This is a genomic window from Leucobacter sp. MMO-125 (genome assembly GCF_037148395.1).
Classification (GTDB): Bacteria; Actinomycetota; Actinomycetes; order Actinomycetales; family Microbacteriaceae; genus Leucobacter.
Genome location: NZ_JBBCTL010000001.1, coordinates 140,782 through 159,160 on the forward strand (window position 1 = coordinate 140,782; position 18,379 = coordinate 159,160).

The window sequence follows — 18,379 nt, forward strand, 5'->3', positions numbered from 1 at the left end:
GCTGGTAACCTGAACTCTCCGCAGTCACTGCGGGCCTCCGCGACGGCGCTGTTGCGGGTGCGGCTCGTGAGTGGCTCCGCCCGGGCCGCCGACGTCCCGCTGAGAGAGAGGACGTCGATGAGCCACACCGCCGCGACCCCCACCGCACGCCCAGCAGGCTTCCCGGAGCGCACCGGGCTGTACGATCCCGCTGATGAGCGCGACGCCTGCGGCCTCGCCTCGGTCGTATCGCTCACCGGAGAGCCCAGCCACGAAATCGTGTCGCTCGCACTCGCCGCGCTCGAACACCTCGAACACCGCGGCGCAGTCGGTTCCGACGCCGGCACCGGTGACGGTGCAGGCATCCTCACCGACCTGCCAGACCACCTCATCCGCGAATCGTTGCACGAGAGAGATCCCGCCCTCCGACTGCCGGCTCCAGGCGGTTACGCCGCGGGCCTCGCCTTCCTGCCGCAGGCCTCCACCGAACGGCAAGCCGTGCGCTACCGCATCGGCGCGATCGCCGCAGAAGAAGGTCTCGCCGTGCTCGCCTGGCGCCCCGTCACAGTGCGGCCCGAGGTGCTAGGGGAGAGTGCTCGCGCGGTGAGCCCGGTGATCGAGCAGCTGATCCTCGTGCCGCAACCGCGTGCTGGCGACAGCGGCGGGCGCAGCGGATCACCGGCGCTCGACGGGGCCGCACTCAGCAGCGCCGCACTCGATACCGACGCCCTCGAACGCCGCGCATTCCGCGCCCGCAAGCGCATCCAGCACGAAACCGGCTGCTACTTGCCCTCGCTCAGCGCCCGCACCATCGTCTACAAGGGCATGGTCACCACGCTGCAGCTGCCCGGCTACTACCCGGAGCTCTCCGACGAGCGCTTCGAGAGCCGTTTCGCCATCGTGCACTCGCGCTACTCCACCAATACCTTCCCTTCGTGGCACCTCGCACAGCCGCTCCGGCTCGTTGCACACAACGGCGAGATCAACACCGTGCGCGGCAACCGCAACTGGATGCGCGCCCGCGAAGCCAGGCTCGAAAGCCCGCTGCTCGGCGATCTGCGACAGCTCTCGCCGATCTGCTCCGAAGGTGGCAGCGACTCCGCCAGCTTCGACGAAGTGCTTGAACTGCTGGTGCGCGCCGGCCGCTCGCTGCCGCACGCGCTCGCCATGATGGTGCCCGAGGCCTGGGAATCCGAGACCGGGCTGCACCCAGACCTCGTGAACTTCCTCGAGTATCACTCGCTCGTCATGGAACCGTGGGACGGGCCGGCCGCGATGATCGCTACCGACGGCGTCGAACTCGTCGCCACCCTCGACCGCAACGGCCTCCGGCCCGGCCGGTTCCTCATCACCGACGACGGCATTCTCGTGATCGCCAGCGAAACCGGCGTGCTCGACATCGCGCCCGAACGAGTGATCCGCCGCGGCCGCCTGCAACCCGGCCGCATGCTCGCCGTCAACCTCGCAAGCGGCACCATCCGCGACGACGACGCAGTCAAGCGCGAACTCGCGCAGCTCGCGCCCTGGGGCGAGTGGCTTGAGGAAGGGCGGATCCGCCTCTCCGAGCAACCCGAGCGCGAGCACCTTGTGCACCCGCCTGCCTCGATCAGCCGACGCCAGCGCACCTTCGGATACACCGAGGAAGAGCTGCGGTTGCTGCTCACTCCGATGGCCCGCGACGGCGTCGAACCCATCGCGGCAATGGGCACCGACACTCCCATCGCCGTGCTGTCAGATCGCCCCCGCCACCTCTATGACTACTTCGTGCAGCAGTTCGCGCAGGTCACCAACCCGCCACTCGACGCACTGCGCGAAGAGCTCGTCACGAGCCTCGTCACCAGCATCGGGCCCCAGCAGAACCTGCTCAACCAGTCGGCCGAGCACGCGCGCCAGGTGATCCTCGACTTCCCCGTCATCGACAATGACGCGCTCGCTCGCATCCAGCACTTCGGCGACGACCCCGAACGGGAGCGCGCCGTCACCATCCGCGGCCTGTACCCGGTCGACTTCGCGGCGAGAGGCCTCGCCGACAGGCTCGAAGCGATGTGCTGGGAGGCGAGCGCCGCAATCGACGCCGGTGCCGAGTTCATCATCCTGTCCGATCGCGACTCCAACAAAGACCTGGCGCCAGTGCCGTCGCTGCTCGCGATCTCTGCCGTGCACCACCACCTCATCCGCGAGGGGCAGCGCATGAGCGTCGCGCTCATCGCCGAGGCGGGCGACGTGCGCGAGGTACATCACGTCGCCGCACTCATCGGCTACGGTGCCGCAGCCGTCAACCCCTACCTGGCGATGGAGACGGTCGGCCTGCTCGTGCGCGACGGCTCGATCACGGGCGTCACTGAGCAGGAAGCGATCGCCGGCCTCATCAAGGCACTCGGCAAGGGCTTGCTCAAAGTGATGAGCAAGATGGGCATCTCGACAGTCGCCTCCTACTGCGGCGCGCAAACCTTCGAAGCGATCGGCCTGTCACAGCAGCTCGTCGACCGCTACTTCACCGGCACCGCCTCCCGGCTCGGCGGTGTCGGCCTCGACGTGATCGCCGCAGAGGTTGCCGCCCGCCACCGGGCAGCATACCCAGACGACCCCGCACCGCTCGCGCACAAAAAGCTCGAAACCGGCGGCGAATACCGATGGCGGCGAGGCGAAGAGCCCCACCTCTTCGACCCCGAAACCATCTACAAGCTGCAGCACGCCACCCGCACCGGGCGCCGCGAGATCTTCGCCGAGTACACCCGCCGCGTGAACGAGCAGGAGCAGCGCCTCATGACGCTGCGGGGGCTCTTCGACTTCGCACCGCAGCGGCCGCCCGTGCCGCTCGGAGAGGTAGAGCCGGTGAGTGAGATCGTGAAGCGCTTCGCCACCGGTGCCATGAGCTACGGCTCAATCTCTCCTGAAGCGCACCAGACGCTCGCCATCGCCATGAACCGGCTCGGCGGTAAATCGAACACCGGTGAGGGCGGCGAAGCCGAAGAACGGCTGCTCGACCCAGAACGGCGCAGCGCCATCAAACAGGTTGCATCGGGCCGCTTCGGCGTCACCTCGATGTACCTCTCCCACGCAGACGAAATCCAGATCAAACTCGCCCAGGGTGCGAAGCCGGGCGAGGGAGGCCAGCTGCCACCGCAGAAGATGTACCCGTGGATTGCCCGCACCAGGCATGCCACCCCGGGCGTGGGCCTCATCTCGCCGCCGCCGCACCACGACATCTACTCCATCGAGGATCTCAAACAGCTCATCTTCGACCTCAAACGCGCCAACCCCGCCGCGCGCATCTCGACGAAGCTTGTGGCGCAGAGCGGCATCGGCCCCGTCGCCGCGGGTGTCGCGAAGGCGCTCTCCGACGTGATCCTCGTGTCCGGCCACGATGGCGGCACCGGCGCGAGCCCCATGAATTCACTCAAGCATGCCGGATCGCCGTGGGAACTCGGTCTCGCCGAAGCCCAGCAAACGCTCATGCTTAATGGTCTGCGCGAGCGCGTCGTGCTGCAGGCCGACGGACAGCTGAAGACCGGCCGCGACGTGGTGATCGCCGCGCTGCTGGGCGCCGAAGAGTTCGGTTTCGCGACGGCCCCGCTCGTCGTCTCGGGCTGCGTCATGATGCGCGTCTGCCACCTCGACACCTGCCCCGTGGGCGTCGCGACGCAGAACCCCGAACTGCGCGAGCGCTTCACCGGGCAGGCTGAGCATGTGGTGAACTTCTTTCGATTCATCGCAGAAGAGGTGCGCGAACTGCTCGCGCAGCTCGGCTACCGCACCCTCGCCGAAGCCGTCGGAGACACCGCCGCCCTCGATGTTGACGCTGCGATCCGTCACTGGAAGGCTGAGGGGCTCGACCTCACACCGATCCTGCGCGGGCCTCAGTTTCCCGAGCACGCGCCGCGCCGCAGCGGCCGCCAGCAGGATCACGAGCTCGACGCGCACTTCGACCGCCGCCTCATTGAGATCGCAGCCGACGCCCTCGAGCGCCGCGAGCCCGTGGTCGTCGAACTGCCGATCCGCAACATCGACCGCGCCGTGGGAACCATGCTCGGTCATGAGGTCACGAAACGTCATGGCGCCGCCGGTCTCGCACCCGAAACGATCGACGTCACCCTGACGGGCTCGGCCGGGCAATCGCTCGGCGCATTCCTGCCCGGCGGCATCACGCTGCGGCTCGTGGGCGACGCCAACGACTACGTCGGCAAAGGTCTTTCCGGCGGTGAGATCGTAATCCGCCCCCACCCCGATGCCGGGCATCCCGCCGCGGGCAACGTGATCGCGGGCAACACCATCGGGTACGGTGCCACGAGCGGCAGCCTGTGGATCGCGGGGGCCGTTGGCGAACGCTTCCTCGTGCGCGGATCAGGGGCGACCGCCGTGGTCGAGGGCACAGGCGACCACGCCCTCGAATACTTCACGGGCGGCTTCGCCCTCATTCTCGGCCCCACAGGCCGCAATATCGGCGCCGGCATGTCGGGCGGCGAAGCCGCGATCCTCGACCTCGATCCCGCAAATGTAAATTCTGCAGAACTCGGCTCGGGTGCGCTCGCGCTCACCCCGCTCGATGATGTGTTGCGGGTGCGGATCGCGGCTCTGCTGAAGCGGCACGCCGAGCAGACGGGTTCTGAGCTGGCAGCTGAGCTGCTCGACGAGATCGACCGTGACCCCGAGCAGGTCTTTGCACGCTTCACCAGGCTGATTCCGCGCGGCTACTCGCGCGTACTCGAGATCCGCGAGCGTGCAAACGAGCAGGGCCTGGACCCCGATGGCGAACGGGTCTGGTCTGAGATTCTGGAGGCGACCCATGTCTGATCCCCGAGGCTTTCTGAAGGTGCGCGAGCGCGAGCTCGCCTCGAAGCGTCCTGTCGCGTTGCGGCTGCAGGATTGGCGCGAGGTCGTCGACCCGGCCGACCCCAAGCTCGTCGCCAGGCAGGCCGCACGCTGCATGGATTGCGGTGTGGCGTTCTGCCATCAGGGGTGCCCGCTCGGCAACCTCATCCCCGAGTGGAACGACCTCGTCACCCGCGACCGCTGGCAAGACGCGATCGAGCGGCTGCACGAGACGAACAACTTCCCGGAGTTCACCGGGCGAGCGTGCCCGGCGCCCTGCGAATCAGCGTGCGTGCTCGGTATCAACCAGCCCGCCGTCACCATCAAACAGACCGAGAACGGCATTATCGACCGCGCCTTCGAAAACGGCTGGGTGCAGCCGCAGCCGCCGGCCAGGCTCACCGGCAAGACCGTCGCCGTCGTCGGGTCGGGGCCAGCCGGCCTCGCCGCAGCGCAGCAGCTCACCCGGGCCGGCCACACCGTCGCCGTCTACGAGCGCGACGAGCAGCCCGGTGGCCTGCTGCGCTTCGGCATCCCCGATTTCAAGCTCGAGAAGCATCTTGTGGCGCGTCGCATCGACCAGCTCAAGGCAGAGGGCACGCGCTTCCGCTGCGGCATCGAGATCGGCACGGACATGTCGTGGGGCGAGCTGCGTCGCCGCTTCGATGCCGTGGTGGTGGCGACCGGGGCGACAGTGCCGCGGGAGTTGCCGCTGCCGGGTCGCGATTTCGCGGGCGTGCACTACGCGATGGACTACCTCACCGCCCAGAATCGTGCGCTTGCGAGCGACGGCGCACCCCTTGAGGCGACCGTGCCGGCCGAGTTCGATGCGGCAGGCAAGCACGTTGTGGTGATTGGTGGTGGCGACACCGGGGCCGACTGTGTGGGCACTGCCCACCGCCAGGGCGCAAAGTCGGTGACGAACCTCGCAATCGGGCGCCGTCCATCGCCCACCCGCACCGACACCCAGCCCTGGCCCGTGCACCCGACTCTGTTCGAGGTGACGAGTTCGCACGAGGAGGGAGGCGAGCGCCGCTACCTGGCGTCGACCGTCGAGTTCGTGGGAGACGCCGAAGGGCGGGTGCGAGCGCTGCGGGTCGCCGAGACCGGGTTCACCGAGCGCGGGCGCGAACCGATCGCGGGCACCGAGCATCTCATCGACGCCGACCTTGTGCTGATCGCGATGGGCTTCACCGGCCCTGAAGCGGTCGATGATCCCGGCCTGGTGCTGCCTCGCGGATCGCGCGGTGCCTTCGAACGCGCAGCCGACTACGCGACCGAGGTACCGGGGGTGTTCGTTGCCGGCGACGCCGGCCGCGGGCAGTCGCTCATCGTGTGGGCGATCGCCGAGGGGCGGGCCGTCGCGGCGGCTGTTGATGCCCACCTCACCGGGCAGAGCGTGCTGCCGAGCCCCGTCACCGCTCACGACCGAGCCTTCACCTGACGGCGGGCAGGCGGAATAGCCGCGAGCGGATCGCGGTTGTAGCAGACGGCCCGCCGCAGCGGCGGTCCGCGACTTCGAGGAGGCAGACATGACCCAGGTGACGGTAATCGGCGGCAGCGGCTACGCTGGATCGCACATCGTTGAGGCGGCGGCGGTGCAAGGGCTCGACGTAACGAGCATGAGCCGCGGTGAGAGCGCGCAGCAGGTGCCGGGCGTCAACTACGTGCAGGGCTCCATCACTGAGGCCGCGGATCGTGCCCGGGCCCTTGCCGGCGCAGACGTTGTGGTTATCGCCGTCTCACCCCGCGGCGATATGGTCGGCCGGGTGCGCCCCGCGATCGCCGAGCTGGCCACCGAGGCTGCTGCCGCCGGTGTGCGTCTCGGTGTGGTTGGCGGGGCCGGATCGCTGCTGCAGAGCGAGGGCGGCGACCTCGTGATGAACGGCCCCGACTTCGCAGACGCAGTGAAGCCTGAGGCCTCCGAGATGGGCGGCGTGCTCGACGATCTGCGTGCCACGCCTGAGACGCTCGACTGGTTCCTCATCAGCCCGGCTGCCACCTTCGGGGCCTGGGCTGCGGGGGAGCACCGGGGCGAGTACCGGGTGGGCGGCGACGTGCTGCTCACCAATGCCGAAGGCAAGTCTGAGATTTCGGGCGCCGATTTCGGTGTCGCCGTGGCCGACGAGATCGCGAAGCCGCAGCACCGCCGCGCACGCTTCACCGTCGCGTACTGACCGCGGCTGCCTGAGGCGTATCCGATCCTCATGTGAGAGATGGTGCCCGGTGAGTTCTGGTGCTCGCCGGGCACCGCCGCAACACGGCCCGGGAGCACATACCCTGGTGGGGTGGATCCTGAACTCATCGACAGCCTGCACGCCGACCTCAACGCAGCCGACTACCGTGCCGACTCGATCACGGCTCTGCTCGGTGCCGGAGCAGACGCTGCCCGTCAGCGCGGGGTGTTCGCGCCGGCGCTGCGGGCGCTTGCCGAGCGCGGTGCCAGTCCGTTGGCGACACTGGTGAGACTGTTTCTGCTCGCGGGCCGCGTTGAACGCGCCGAACTCGACGCGGCAGTGCCGGCGCTCGGTACTGTCGGTGCGCTCGCGCTCGGCCTGGTGCGGCCCGATGACGCTGACGGTCTTCGCGCGGCTCTCTCGCTGAATCCGGTGCTCGTCGCCGATGCGTGCCGCGAGCAACCGCTGCACTGGTGGATCATTTCTGACCTCGACGATCAGCTGCGACGCGGTCCTGCCCGCCCCGATCACGTCATGGGTGTCGGAGGTGCCACGCGCTCTCTGATCTCCCAGGCCCCGCCCGCTGAGGCAGCTCGCTGTCTCGACCTGGGCACCGGTTGTGGAATCGTCGCCATGCATCTGGCGCTGCGCGGCGACGTAGTTGCGACAGACATCTCCGAGCGTGCGCTCATGCTGGCCAGGGCGAACGCCAGACTGGCCGGTCTGGAGCAACGGATCGAGTTTCGTCTCGGCGACCTGTTCGAGCCGGTCTCGGGCGAGCAGTTCGATCTCGTGCTTTCAAATCCGCCGTTCGTGATCACGCCCAGGGGTGACAGCGACGCGCCCGTCTACGAGTACCGCGACGGCGGAATGGCCGGTGACGGCCTCGCGGAGCGTGTGGTGAGCGAAGGGCCCGCGTATCTCGCGCCCGGCGGCACGCTGCTCTGTCTCGCCAACTGGGAGTCGCCGTGGGGATCCAACGGTCTTGAGCGCGTGCGCGGCTGGATCGCCGCGGCGGCAGGCGCCGCCGGCCCACTTGATGCCTGGGTGATCGAACGCGACAGAGTCGACCCCGCGCAGTACGCCGAGACCTGGGCGCGGGACGGCGGCGCCCGACCGGGCACCGCCGAGTTCGAGGGGCTCATGGGTGCATGGCTTGACGACTTCACCACCCGTCGCATCACCGCAATCGGCCTCGGTGCGATCCGCGTTCGCATACCGGCTCAGGCTGCGGCCGCGCCGATGTTCGCCGCGGCCGAGGAGAGCCACGGCGCAGCGGGCACCGTTGTTGAGGGCACCGTCGTTGAGATCGATCAGGCCGCCGGCGCCTACGCCGGCGATGGTCTCGGCGCGGGGCTCGCCGCAGCCTTCGACGCCGGCGTGCGCGCCGCCCGCATGAGCGATGCGGAGGTGCTTGACACGCACTGGCTGCGCTCCGAGTCTGTGGTCGAAGAGCGCGAACACACGCCGGGGGAGGAAGCGCCCCGCGCGATCCGCCTCACCACCGATCGACCGATTGCGCGTCGTGTGGCAGCGGATCCGCTCATCGCAGCTGCGGTGGGAGTGTGCGACGGCGAGCTGTCACTCGGCCGCATCGCAGACGCGCTCGCAACCCTGCTCGAAGTCGATGCGGACGCGGCGGCCGAGGTACTGACCGCGGGATTCCGCGAGCTGGCCTGGCTCGGCATGCTCGCGCCGGCCGAGCGACCGCTCTGACCGGGCTGCCGGCTCAGCCGAACAGTTCCCAGAGACCCCGCACCAGCGTTGCAGCAGCCCCCACAAACGCGAGCACGATGACGAAGCGTCGCACTTGACGTGAACTCACCACCGTGAGCAGCCGCTCACCGAGCGCGATCCCGCCGACAAGCACGGCCAGCACAATCACCCAAAACCACCAGGGCGTCGCGGGCAGCGCCGCCGGGTCGAGCACCAGCTTCGCAGCGGTCGCCGTGGCGCTGATAAGTAGAAAATAGGGTTGCAGCGTTGCAGCGAAGGAAGCCTGCGGCCAGCGCGTCAGCACCGCGTACGCACTGACAGCCGGGCCACCCACACCCGCGAGCGCGCTGGTCACCCCGGAAAGCAGCCCCGCGAGCGCGCGCGGCGTGCGCTGCTCAGTCGAGAAACGGCCGCCCCGCACCGCGAGCGAACCGCCGAGCGCAACGATCACGATCCCGCCCACGGCGACCGCCAGCACCGCAGCTGAGAAGAGCTGCGACAGCCACGCGCCAACGAGCGAACCGACAACGGCGAAGCCGCCGAGCCAGCGAAACAGCGACCAGTCGATCGAGCGCCACACCCGCGGCAGAATCAGCGCGCTCGACATGATCGACAGCGCGTTTACGAGCACCACACCAGAGTGCGCACCCAGCACCAGCACCATGAACGGTGAGACGAGCATCGCGAAACCGAGCCCCGCCATCCGCTGCGCCACCGACCCCAGCAGGATGAGCCCGATGATCAGCACCCCCGTCAGAAGCGTCACGAGGCTGCTCCCGTGCGTGGCGCGCCGTGCGGCCCGCGTCGCGTGTCGGCGTGCTGCATGCGTCCCCCGCTTCGTCGCCTCCATCCTGCCAGATGCCGCGCGCCGCCCTCACCGGAACGCGGGTGCCGCGCTGCCGGTAAACTAGGCGGGTGATGCGAACGATTGATCTGCGGGGGCAGCACCTCTCGCGCGCCGACCTGCTGCGGCTCGTACCGCGCGCCGCACTCGATATGGGCACCGCGGTGGACCGCGTGCGCCCCCTCGTGGACGCTGTGCGAGACCGAGGCGAGGAGGCGCTGCGCGAACAGGCGCGCGATTTCGACGGCGTTGAAGGGCATGCCCTGCGCGTGCCAGCAGAACGCATCGCGGCGTCGCTCGAAACCTGCCCGCCCGAGATTCGTGCCGCACTCGAACTGCTCATCGAGAAGCTGCGCCTCGCCTCAGCCGCGCAGGTGCCCGCCGAGCAGCTGACCCGCTTCGGAGACGGCGCCGTCATCAGGCAGCGCTGGCAACCGATGGGCCGAGTGGGGCTTTACGCCCCCGGCGGCAAGGCCGCATACCCGTCATCGGTGATCATGAACGCCGTCGCCGCGCAGGCCGCCGGAGTGCCTGAGCTCGCACTCGCCTCACCAGCGCAGTCCGACAACAATGGCCTGCCGCACGAGGTCGTGCTGTGGGCCGCCGCCCTCGCCGGTGTCGAAGAGGTCTACGCGATCGGAGGCGCGGGCGCCATCGCCGCCTTCGCGCACGGCGTTGAGAGCATCGGCCTCGCGCCCGTCGACAAGATCTCGGGGCCAGGCAACGTGTTCGTCGCCGCTGCGAAGCGCGTGGTCAACGGAATCGTCGGTATCGACTCCGAGGCGGGCACCACCGAGATCCTCGTGATCGCAGATCACACCGCCGACCCCCGGTTCGTTGCCGCTGACCTCATCAGTCAAGCCGAGCACGACGAAGCCGCCGCCTCGGTGCTCGTCACCGACTCATCCGAGTTCGCCGAGCGTGTGATCGCCGAGATCGCGACACGCTCGGCAGGCACGCAGCACGCCGAGCGTGTCGCCACGGCGCTCGGTGGCCCGCAGTCTGCCGTGATCCTCGTCGATGATCTCGCAACGGCCGCCCGAGTCAGCGACGCCTACGGCCCTGAGCACCTCGAAATCCAAACACGCGATGACGACGCCGTGCTCGCCAACATTAGCGACGCCGGCGCGATCTTCGTGGGGGCCTACACGCCTGTGAGCCTCGGAGACTACCTCGCCGGCTCCAACCACGTGCTGCCCACAGGCGGCACCGCCCGCTTCGCCTCCGGCCTCGGTGCCCACACCTTCCTGCGCCCCCAGCAGGTCATCTCCTACGATGGCGCCGCACTGGCCCAGGTCGAACAGCCCCTACTCGCCCTCGCAGCGGCGGAGGGCCTGCCCGCCCACGGCGAAGCAGTCAGCGCCCGCTTCGAATCGACGGGCGAGGGGGATCAGGCCTGATGCACTGCCCCTTCTGCCGCCACCCAGACAGCCGGGTTATCGATTCCCGCACCGCTGACGACGGCCTCTCGATCCGCCGCCGCAGGCAGTGCCCCGAGTGCGGCCGCCGCTTCACCACAACCGAGACCGCAAGCCTCACCGTCATCAAACGATCAGGCGTGGTCGAGCCGTTCAGCCGCGAAAAGGTGATGAGCGGCGTGCGAAAGGCCTGCCAGGGTCGCCCCGTCACCGAGGCAGACCTCGCCGTGCTCGCCCAGCGTGTCGAAGAGTCGGTGCGATCCAGTGGGGTTGCGCAGTTCGACGCCAACGAGATCGGTCTCGCGATCCTGCCGTACCTGCGCGAGCTCGACGAAGTGGCCTACCTGCGTTTCGCCAGCGTCTATCAAGCCTTCGAATCGCTCTCCGACTTTGATGACGCGATTGCCGAGCTTCGCGCCCACCCCGCGGGCGAAGCCCCCGCACCGACCCTCACGGAGGATTGACATGCGTCTCTACCCGCTGCTCTTCAGCACCGTCCTGCGACGTATGAACCCCGAGCCCGCGCACCACCTGGCCTTCAAGGTGATCCAGGCGGCACCCTTCACCGCAGGCATTGTGCGCCGCGCCTGCGCGCCGCACTCCTCGCTGCGCACCCGCGCGCTCGGCATCGACTTCCCGAGTCCCTTCGGCCTCGCCGCCGGCTTCGACAAGAACGCCGAAGGCATCCTCGGCCTCGGTGCCTTCGGCTTCGGTCACGTCGAGGTGGGCACACTCACCAAACATGCGCAGCCGGGCAACCCGAAGCCGCGCATGTTCCGCCTGGTGGGAGATCGCGGGCTCATCAACCGTATGGGATTCAATAACGGCGGATCGGCCGCAGCGGTGCCGCGCATCGAGCGCGCCCGCCTGTCGAGGCGACGCCCGGTGATCGGTGTGAACATCGGCAAGAGCCGCGTCACAGAGGTCGAAGACGCCGTGCAGGACTACGTCTGGAGCGCGCAGCGGCTCGCCCCGATCGCCGACTACCTCGCGGTGAACGTCAGCTCTCCCAACACGCCCGGACTGCGCGGCCTGCAAGAACTCGAGATGCTCGAGCCGCTGCTTGCCGCCGTGCGTGATGCCGCCGGCGGCACCCCGCTGCTCGTCAAGATCGCGCCGGATATGAGCGACGACCAGATCGACGGCATCGTGGCACTTGCCAAGCGTCTCGGCCTGGACGGCATCATCGCCACCAACACCACGATCTCGCGCGAGGGGCTGAGCGTCTCAGAAACAGAAATCGAGCGTATGGGTGCCGGTGGTCTCTCCGGTGAACCGCTACGCGAGCGCTCGTTGCAGGTGTTGCGCCGCATCCGGGCTGCTGAGCCCGACCCAGACTTCTGCGTGATCTCCGTCGGTGGCGTCGCCACGGCGGAGGACGTGCTCGAGAGGCTTCGTGCCGGCGCCACGCTCGTGCAGGGCTACACCGCCTACATCTACGAGGGACCGCTCTGGGCCCGTGCCATCAACCGCGGCCTGCTGCGCGCAGGCTGGCGCCAGCCGGGGGAGTAGACCGCAGCTGCGCACAACGAAGAACCCCCTGTCGATGCTCTCGCAACGACAGGGGGTTCTTATGCACCAGGCCGGTGCCGAATCAGCTCGGGAAGTTGCCGCGCTTGACCTGCGGCTTCGGCACGCGCAGCGGGCGGAACTGGAACGCGCGCATCGCGGCGTACCAGCGGAAGCCGGGCTGCACGCGATCCTCACCAAACTTCTCAGCCAAGCGCTTCTTCAGACGCATGCCGAGGAACACCGCATCGAGGATCGCAAGACCCACGAACGCCCAGATCACCACCAGGCTGATGATCTGCATGATGCCCGGGATGAACGTCATCACCAGCACTACCAGCATCATCGGAATGAGCAGCTCGCCGACACTCCAGCGGGCATCGACGTAGTCGCGCACGTAGCGGCGCTGCGGGCCCTTGTCTCGCGGGGTGAGAAAGCGCTCATCGCCCTGCATCATGCCGAGGCGAGCGCGCTCGCGGGCCTCGGCCTGCTGGCGTCGCTGCTCCTTCATCATGGCCTTGTCGCGGGAGCCCACGATCGGCCGCGCATTCGCGGCCTCCGCCTGCTTGCGCGAGGGAGTGGGGCGACCTTTGCCCGTGCTCGCCCCATTCCGAGCGTCATTCTCGCCCGCGGCGGTCGCGTTGTCAGCGCCCTTCTTTGCCACGCCTGTCCTCTCGATCGATGCGCACTGCGCGCGTATGCATATGAGACGTCCGTCGATACGGTCGACTGCTCCAATAAGACTACCGTGCGCGGCTGACGCGATCCCCTGCGAGCGGCGTAGAATCGATGCGCAAGGGTTCAACACGCGAGCGAGGAGTTACCCGCATGAGCACTGACACGATCGCAGCGGAGACCGCGGCAGAGGAGCGCGCGCACGGTGTCGCGCTGAGCGAGACCGCGCAGGAGAAAGTGCGTAGCCTGCTGGCGCAGGAGGGGCGCGACGATCTGCGCCTGCGTATCGCCGTGCAGCCCGGCGGATGCTCCGGCCTGATTTACCAGCTGTTCTTCGACGAACGCCAGCTTGAAAACGACGCCGTCGTTGACTTCGACGGGGTCGAGGTCGTGGTCGATGCGATGAGCATCCCGTACCTGAGCGGTGCCACGATCGACTTCGAAGACACCATCCAAAAGCAGGGTTTCACCATTGACAATCCCAATGCTCAGGGCAGTTGCGCCTGCGGCGACAGCTTCAGCTGAGCAGAGTCGAGCATTCGGAGTTCGCGACACCCGGTGTCGGTTCGGGGAATGCTCAGCTTCGCGCTAAGCTGTCAGGGAGTCATCAGCTTCGCCTGCCATCCGAGCCGGCGAGAAAACAGTTCGAAAGGTATGCGGTGCGTTCCAATCGTCGAATGAAGTGGGTCGCGGCCCCGGTGGTGCTCTCGGCAGCACTGCTGCTTGCCGGCTGCACCCCCGAGCAGCAGCGGGGCTTCTTGCCCGAGGGTTCCGAGGGAGCCACCAACCACACGGACGGTGTCACCGGCTTGTGGGTCACCTCCTGGATCGTGCTGCTCGCCGTCGGCGTCATCACGTGGGGCCTCATCATCTGGGCCACCATTGCGTACCGCCGTCGCAAGGGGCAGACGGGCCTGCCTGTGCAGCTCCGATACAACATGCCGATCGAGACCTTCTTCACCGTCGTGCCGGTGATCTTGGTGCTCGGCTTCTTCGCGTTCACCGCGCAGGAGCAGAATAAGATCGAAGCCCGCATCGACAACCCTGACAACACCGTCGAGGTCATCGGCAAGCGCTGGGCCTGGGACTTCAACTACGTTGATGACGACGTCTACTTCCAGGGCGTCCAGGTGCAGACCGACGCAGAAGGCAACGCCAAGGAAGACACCATGCCGGTGCTCTACCTTCCGGTTGACAAGACCACCGAGATCCGTCTCGAGACCCGCGATGTCATCCACTCTTTCTGGGTGGTCGAGTTCCTCTACAAGAAGGACATGATCCCGGGTCAGACCAACTACATGAGCTTCACGCCGACTAAGACCGGCACCTTCATGGGCAAGTGCGCCGAGCTTTGCGGCGAATACCACTCCATGATGCTCTTCGAAGTGCGCGTCGTCGAGCAAGACGAGTACGACGCGTACATCGAGTCGCTGCGCGATGCGGGCAACACCGGCCAGGTGACCGCCGAGTTCAACCCGAACCAGGAGCGCCTCGCGATCGACAACGACAACGCGAAGTCGCAGAACGACTAACGAGGGAAACAGAAACATGAAGAAGGGCAACGTCATTGTCTCGTGGCTGACGTCCACGGACCACAAGGTGATCGGGTACATGTACCTGATCAGCTCCTTCGTGTGGTTCCTGATCGGCGGCCTCATGGCTCTCCTGATCCGTGCGCAGCTGTTCGCGCCGGGTCTTGAGATCATCGCTACCAAGGAGCAGTACAACCAGCTGTTCACCATGCACGGCACGATCATGCTGCTGATGTTCGCCACCCCGCTCTTCGCGGGCTTCGCGAACGTCATGATGCCGCTGCAGATCGGTGCTCCCGATGTCGCGTTCCCGCGACTCAACGCCTTCGCGTTCTGGCTCTACACCTTCGGCTCCCTGATCGCCGTCGGCGGCTTCCTCACCCCGCAGGGTGCAGCCTCCTTCGGCTGGTTCGCCTACGCACCACTTTCGGATATGACCTACTCCCCGGGAGTTGGTGGCAACCTCTGGGTGCTCGGTCTCGGTGTCAGCGGCTTCGGCACGATCATGGGCGGTGTGAACTTCATCACCACCATCATCACGATGCGCGCCCCCGGTATGACCATGTGGCGTATGTCCGTGTTCACCTGGAACACGCTCATCACCTCGATCCTCGTGCTGCTCGTCTTCCCCGTGCTCGCCGCGGCGATGTTCGGCCTGGCAGCAGACCGCATCTTCGGTGCCCACATCTACACGGGTGAGGGAGGGGCAATCCTCTGGCAGCACCTCTTCTGGTTCTTCGGCCACCCCGAGGTGTACGTCATCGCACTGCCGTTCTTCGGTATCGTCTCCGAGATCTTCCCCGTGTTCAGCCGTAAGCCGCTCTTCGGCTACAAGACGCTGATCTACGCAACCATCGCGATTGCCGCGCTGTCGATGACTGTGTGGGCGCACCACATGTACGTCACCGGTTCGGTGCTGCTGCCTTTCTTCGCGCTCATGACCATGATGATCGCTGTGCCCACGGGTGTGAAGATCTTCAACTGGCTTGGCACTCTGTGGCGTGGATCGATCACCTTCGAGACGCCCATGCTGTGGTCGCTCGGCTTCCTGGTGACCTTCGTCTTCGGTGGCCTGACCGGCGTCATCCTCGCCTCGCCTGCACTCGACTTCCACCTCTCGGACACCTACTTCGTGGTTGCTCACTTCCACTACGTGGTCTTCGGCACCGTGGTGTTCGCGATGTTCGCCGGATTCTACTTCTGGTGGCCCAAGTGGACCGGTCGCATGCTCGACGAGCGTCTTGGCAAGATTCACTTCTGGGTGCTGTTCATCGGCTTCCACATGACCTTCCTCGTGCAGCACTGGCTGGGTGTCATGGCCATGCCCCGCCGCTACGCGACCTACCTCCCCTCCGACGGCGTCACCTGGGGCAACCAGCTGTCGACCGTGGGTGCGATGATCCTCGGCGCTTCGATGATCCCCTTCCTGCTCAACGTGTACATCACCGCACGTCGTGCTCCGAAGGTCACCGTCAATGATCCGTGGGGATACGGCCGCTCGCTCGAGTGGGCCACCTCCTGCCCGCCGCCCCGTCACAACTTCACCTCGATCCCGCGCATCCGCACGGAGTCGCCGGCGTTCGATCTCAACCACCCCGAGATCAGCGGCGTCGAGCAGCCGGTTCGCGAGCCCGCGCTCGCCGAGAAGAAGTGATCTCGAGGAGAGACTGACTCATGAAATCCAATATCGTCATCTTCTGGATCCTCACCGCGTACTTCGTGCTTCTCGCTGCGATCTACACGGTCTGGAATCTGCTCGAGCACGGCTACCCCGAGTGGGCAGGCTCCGTTGCGATCCTCCTCTCGGGCGGTCTGACAGGCTTCATCGCCTCCTATCTCGGCCTCGTCAAGAAGAAGCAGGGCGGGGTGCTTCAGGAGGACCGTCCCGATGCTGACATCGATGACGGCGATCCTGAGCTCGGTGAGTTCAGCCCGTGGAGCTGGTGGCCGATCTTCCTCGCATTCGGTGCTTCGATGGTGGTCCTCGGCCTCTGCGTCGGTTTCCATTTCTGGCTCTCCTTCCTCACCCTGCCGCTCGTAGTCGTCGGCATCGTGGGTTGGGTGTACGAGTACTACCGCGGCCACTTCGCTCGATAGAGGCAAACGCGTGAGCATTATCATCCGTCGCGGCCAGAGCGAAGACGTCAACGCCGTCTTCGCTCTGGCCCGCCAGTTCACTACCGGTCGCGAGCCGATCGGGCGTGACGAGTTTCTGATCGCCTTCGATAACGTGCTGCGGCACCGTGACCAAGAGACGAACGTGCTCTTCGTTGCCGAGCTTGAGCATCGCGTGGTCGGCTACTCGCTGATGACTGTCTCGCGCCTGCTGCATGCTCCCGGTCTCACGGCACACCTGCAGGAGATCGTGGTCGACGAGGGTTCACGTCGCCATGGAGTCGGCGATCGTCTCATGCAGGCTTGTGAGAAGTACTGCATGGGACGCGGGGTGCGCCAGCTCTCCGCATCGACGGCGCGCATCGGCTCGTTCTACAATCACCGCGGCTTCGAACCCGTGGGTGAGCATTACCGCAAGGTTCTCGACCTGGGGTGAGCGACTCACAGCGTCGCGCTCGACGACGGCCCGGCGAGAACCGGGAACGCCTGATAGAGGCCGGACTCACGGAGTTCGGCCTCTTCGGCTACCACGGCGCCTCCACAAGCTCGATAGCCGCCAGAGCCCAGGTGCCGCAGCCGCACGTTTACGCCAACTTTGAGACGAAGCAGCAGCTCTTTCTGGCCTGCTTCGACAGGGTCTGCGATGCTCTGCTCGCCGAACACCGAGAACCGGATTCTGAGGGCATCCAGCGCTTCCTCTTCCAAGCGGTGAGCGCAGCGGCAGACCCGGTGCTGCGGTTTGCGTTGTTGGGCAGCCTCCTCGAGCTGCGCGACGCACTTGGAGACTCCGAATTTGATGCGCTGCTCGCTGCCGGCGCGCACTCGATGCTGCGCACCGATGCGGATGCTGGTGCTGACGCCAAGGTGGGAGCCGATCCGCGCAGCTAGGTTCCTCGCATGGAGGCCGTAGCGCAGTATCGTAGACTTTGCGGCGCCCAAGCCTGCGGCGATGCCGCTGACGGCTGTTCTTCGACGCCCACGGCGCACACGCGCGCCTATCGCCGGGGGAGAGACCGCACTCAGCGGTCCGGACGTGAATAGTGACCGCTCACGCGATGCCGCCAACATACCACGGCGGATGGGCGCCCGGGGCGCTCGTGTTGGCCGCAGAGAGCTGCAGAGAGCCACAGAAGCCGCAGAACGTCGCAGAGCGCCGCGGAGCGCCGCGGAGCGCCGCAGAGCGTCGACGCGCCGGCGGCATGTCGTAGCGGCTCGGCTGCCGAAGCCGGAGTGCCCCCAGGCACGGATGCTGATCACCGCGATACATGCGCGAATGGGCGAGCTGACCGTGTTCGACAAGCTGAGCGGCGTAGCGCTCGTGGACGCGGTGGCGGCAAGTTGCTTGAGCTGTGACGCGTGCCACATCGGAGCGAAGACCGACATCGATAGTGGGTACCGCTCCAACGCCGACAACGCCGGCCCGCAGCCGGGAGTGCGCGGGTGCTCCTGACCTCGCCCTTCGGCGGAAGATCGCGCACGCCACAGGGGTGGGGCTGCACCTCGCCGAGCAGATCGACGAGCTGCGGCGCGGTGGAAGTCGCATCGAGACGGTGCTTCCGCTGCCGGATGCCGAGCAGATGGTCGAGGAAACGCTATGAATCT

The 18,379-nt window shown here is 67.1% G+C and carries 16 protein-coding genes; 14 read left to right on the plus strand and 2 right to left on the minus strand.

The genetic code is table 11. From position 1 onward, the window contains the following. Positions 1-117 precede the first annotated feature (117 nt). The 4 genes from gltB to WFI54_RS00680 all read left to right on the plus strand — a co-directional run bounded on the left by gltB (position 118) and on the right by WFI54_RS00680 (position 8,684). Positions 118-4,773, plus strand: a complete 4,656-nt coding sequence (gene gltB / locus WFI54_RS00665; protein ID WP_336650885.1) for a glutamate synthase large subunit — start codon at positions 118-120, stop codon at positions 4,771-4,773. Then, on the plus strand, positions 4,766-6,235 hold the full coding sequence (locus WFI54_RS00670) for a glutamate synthase subunit beta (RefSeq protein WP_336650886.1): 1,470 nt from the start codon (positions 4,766-4,768) through the stop codon (positions 6,233-6,235). Before gltB ends, WFI54_RS00670 begins: the two co-directional genes overlap by 8 nt. An 88-nt stretch (positions 6,236-6,323) precedes the next feature. Continuing rightward, positions 6,324-6,968 carry an NAD(P)-dependent oxidoreductase gene (locus WFI54_RS00675; protein WP_336650887.1) on the plus strand — a complete coding sequence of 215 codons (645 nt, stop codon included), beginning with the start codon at positions 6,324-6,326 and terminating at the stop codon, positions 6,966-6,968. A gap of 111 nt (positions 6,969-7,079) precedes the next feature. Then, positions 7,080-8,684: a class I SAM-dependent methyltransferase gene (locus tag WFI54_RS00680; protein ID WP_336650888.1), complete on the plus strand. Its 1,605-nt coding sequence runs from the start codon at positions 7,080-7,082 to the stop codon at positions 8,682-8,684. Between the two features lie 13 nt (positions 8,685-8,697). Here the strand turns inward: WFI54_RS00680 and WFI54_RS00685 are convergent, their stop codons facing one another. Continuing rightward, positions 8,698-9,450 (minus strand): sulfite exporter TauE/SafE family protein, encoded by a 753-nt coding sequence (locus WFI54_RS00685; RefSeq protein WP_336650889.1) that lies wholly within the window; start codon positions 9,448-9,450, stop codon positions 8,698-8,700. Positions 9,451-9,602: 152 nt separating this feature from the next. Between WFI54_RS00685 and hisD the strand changes: the two genes are divergently transcribed. The 3 genes from hisD to WFI54_RS00700 are packed head-to-tail and all read left to right on the plus strand — an operon-like array spanning position 9,603 to position 12,458. Continuing rightward, on the plus strand, positions 9,603-10,928 hold the full coding sequence (gene hisD, locus WFI54_RS00690) for a histidinol dehydrogenase (protein ID WP_336651627.1): 1,326 nt from the start codon (positions 9,603-9,605) through the stop codon (positions 10,926-10,928). After that, positions 10,928-11,410 (plus strand): transcriptional regulator NrdR, encoded by a 483-nt coding sequence (gene nrdR / locus WFI54_RS00695; protein WP_336650890.1) that lies wholly within the window; start codon positions 10,928-10,930, stop codon positions 11,408-11,410. The genes hisD and nrdR overlap by 1 nt, the downstream gene beginning before the upstream one ends. A gap of 1 nt (position 11,411) precedes the next feature. After that, a complete protein-coding gene (locus WFI54_RS00700) occupies positions 11,412-12,458 on the plus strand; it encodes a quinone-dependent dihydroorotate dehydrogenase (RefSeq protein ID WP_336650891.1) in 1,047 nt (348 codons plus the stop codon). 82 nt (positions 12,459-12,540) lie between these two features. Here the strand turns inward: WFI54_RS00700 and WFI54_RS00705 are convergent, their stop codons facing one another. Next, positions 12,541-13,119: a DUF3043 domain-containing protein gene (locus tag WFI54_RS00705; protein WP_336650892.1), complete on the minus strand. Its 579-nt coding sequence runs from the start codon at positions 13,117-13,119 to the stop codon at positions 12,541-12,543. Positions 13,120-13,283: 164 nt separating this feature from the next. Between WFI54_RS00705 and erpA the strand changes: the two genes are divergently transcribed. The 7 genes from erpA to WFI54_RS00740 all read left to right on the plus strand — a co-directional run bounded on the left by erpA (position 13,284) and on the right by WFI54_RS00740 (position 18,227). After that, positions 13,284-13,655, plus strand: a complete 372-nt coding sequence (gene erpA / locus WFI54_RS00710) for an iron-sulfur cluster insertion protein ErpA (RefSeq protein WP_024355819.1) — start codon at positions 13,284-13,286, stop codon at positions 13,653-13,655. Between the two features lie 152 nt (positions 13,656-13,807). Then, the gene (ctaC, locus tag WFI54_RS00715) at positions 13,808-14,662 is read left to right on the plus strand and encodes an aa3-type cytochrome oxidase subunit II (RefSeq protein WP_336650893.1); all 855 of its coding nucleotides are present in this window, start codon (positions 13,808-13,810) and stop codon (positions 14,660-14,662) included. 16 nt (positions 14,663-14,678) lie between these two features. Next, complete coding sequence (ctaD, locus tag WFI54_RS00720) at positions 14,679-16,316, plus strand: aa3-type cytochrome oxidase subunit I (protein WP_336650894.1); 1,638 nt, start codon at positions 14,679-14,681, stop codon at positions 16,314-16,316. Positions 16,317-16,336: 20 nt separating this feature from the next. Further along, the gene (locus tag WFI54_RS00725; RefSeq protein ID WP_336650895.1) at positions 16,337-16,759 is read left to right on the plus strand and encodes a cytochrome c oxidase subunit 4; all 423 of its coding nucleotides are present in this window, start codon (positions 16,337-16,339) and stop codon (positions 16,757-16,759) included. Positions 16,760-16,769: 10 nt separating this feature from the next. Next, positions 16,770-17,213, plus strand: a complete 444-nt coding sequence (locus tag WFI54_RS00730; RefSeq protein ID WP_336650896.1) for a GNAT family N-acetyltransferase — start codon at positions 16,770-16,772, stop codon at positions 17,211-17,213. Further along, a complete protein-coding gene (locus WFI54_RS00735; protein ID WP_336650897.1) occupies positions 17,210-17,665 on the plus strand; it encodes a TetR/AcrR family transcriptional regulator in 456 nt (151 codons plus the stop codon). Before WFI54_RS00730 ends, WFI54_RS00735 begins: the two co-directional genes overlap by 4 nt. Before the next feature lie 385 nt (positions 17,666-18,050). Then, a complete protein-coding gene (locus tag WFI54_RS00740; protein WP_336650898.1) occupies positions 18,051-18,227 on the plus strand; it encodes a hypothetical protein in 177 nt (58 codons plus the stop codon). Positions 18,228-18,379: the final 152 nt, after the last annotated feature.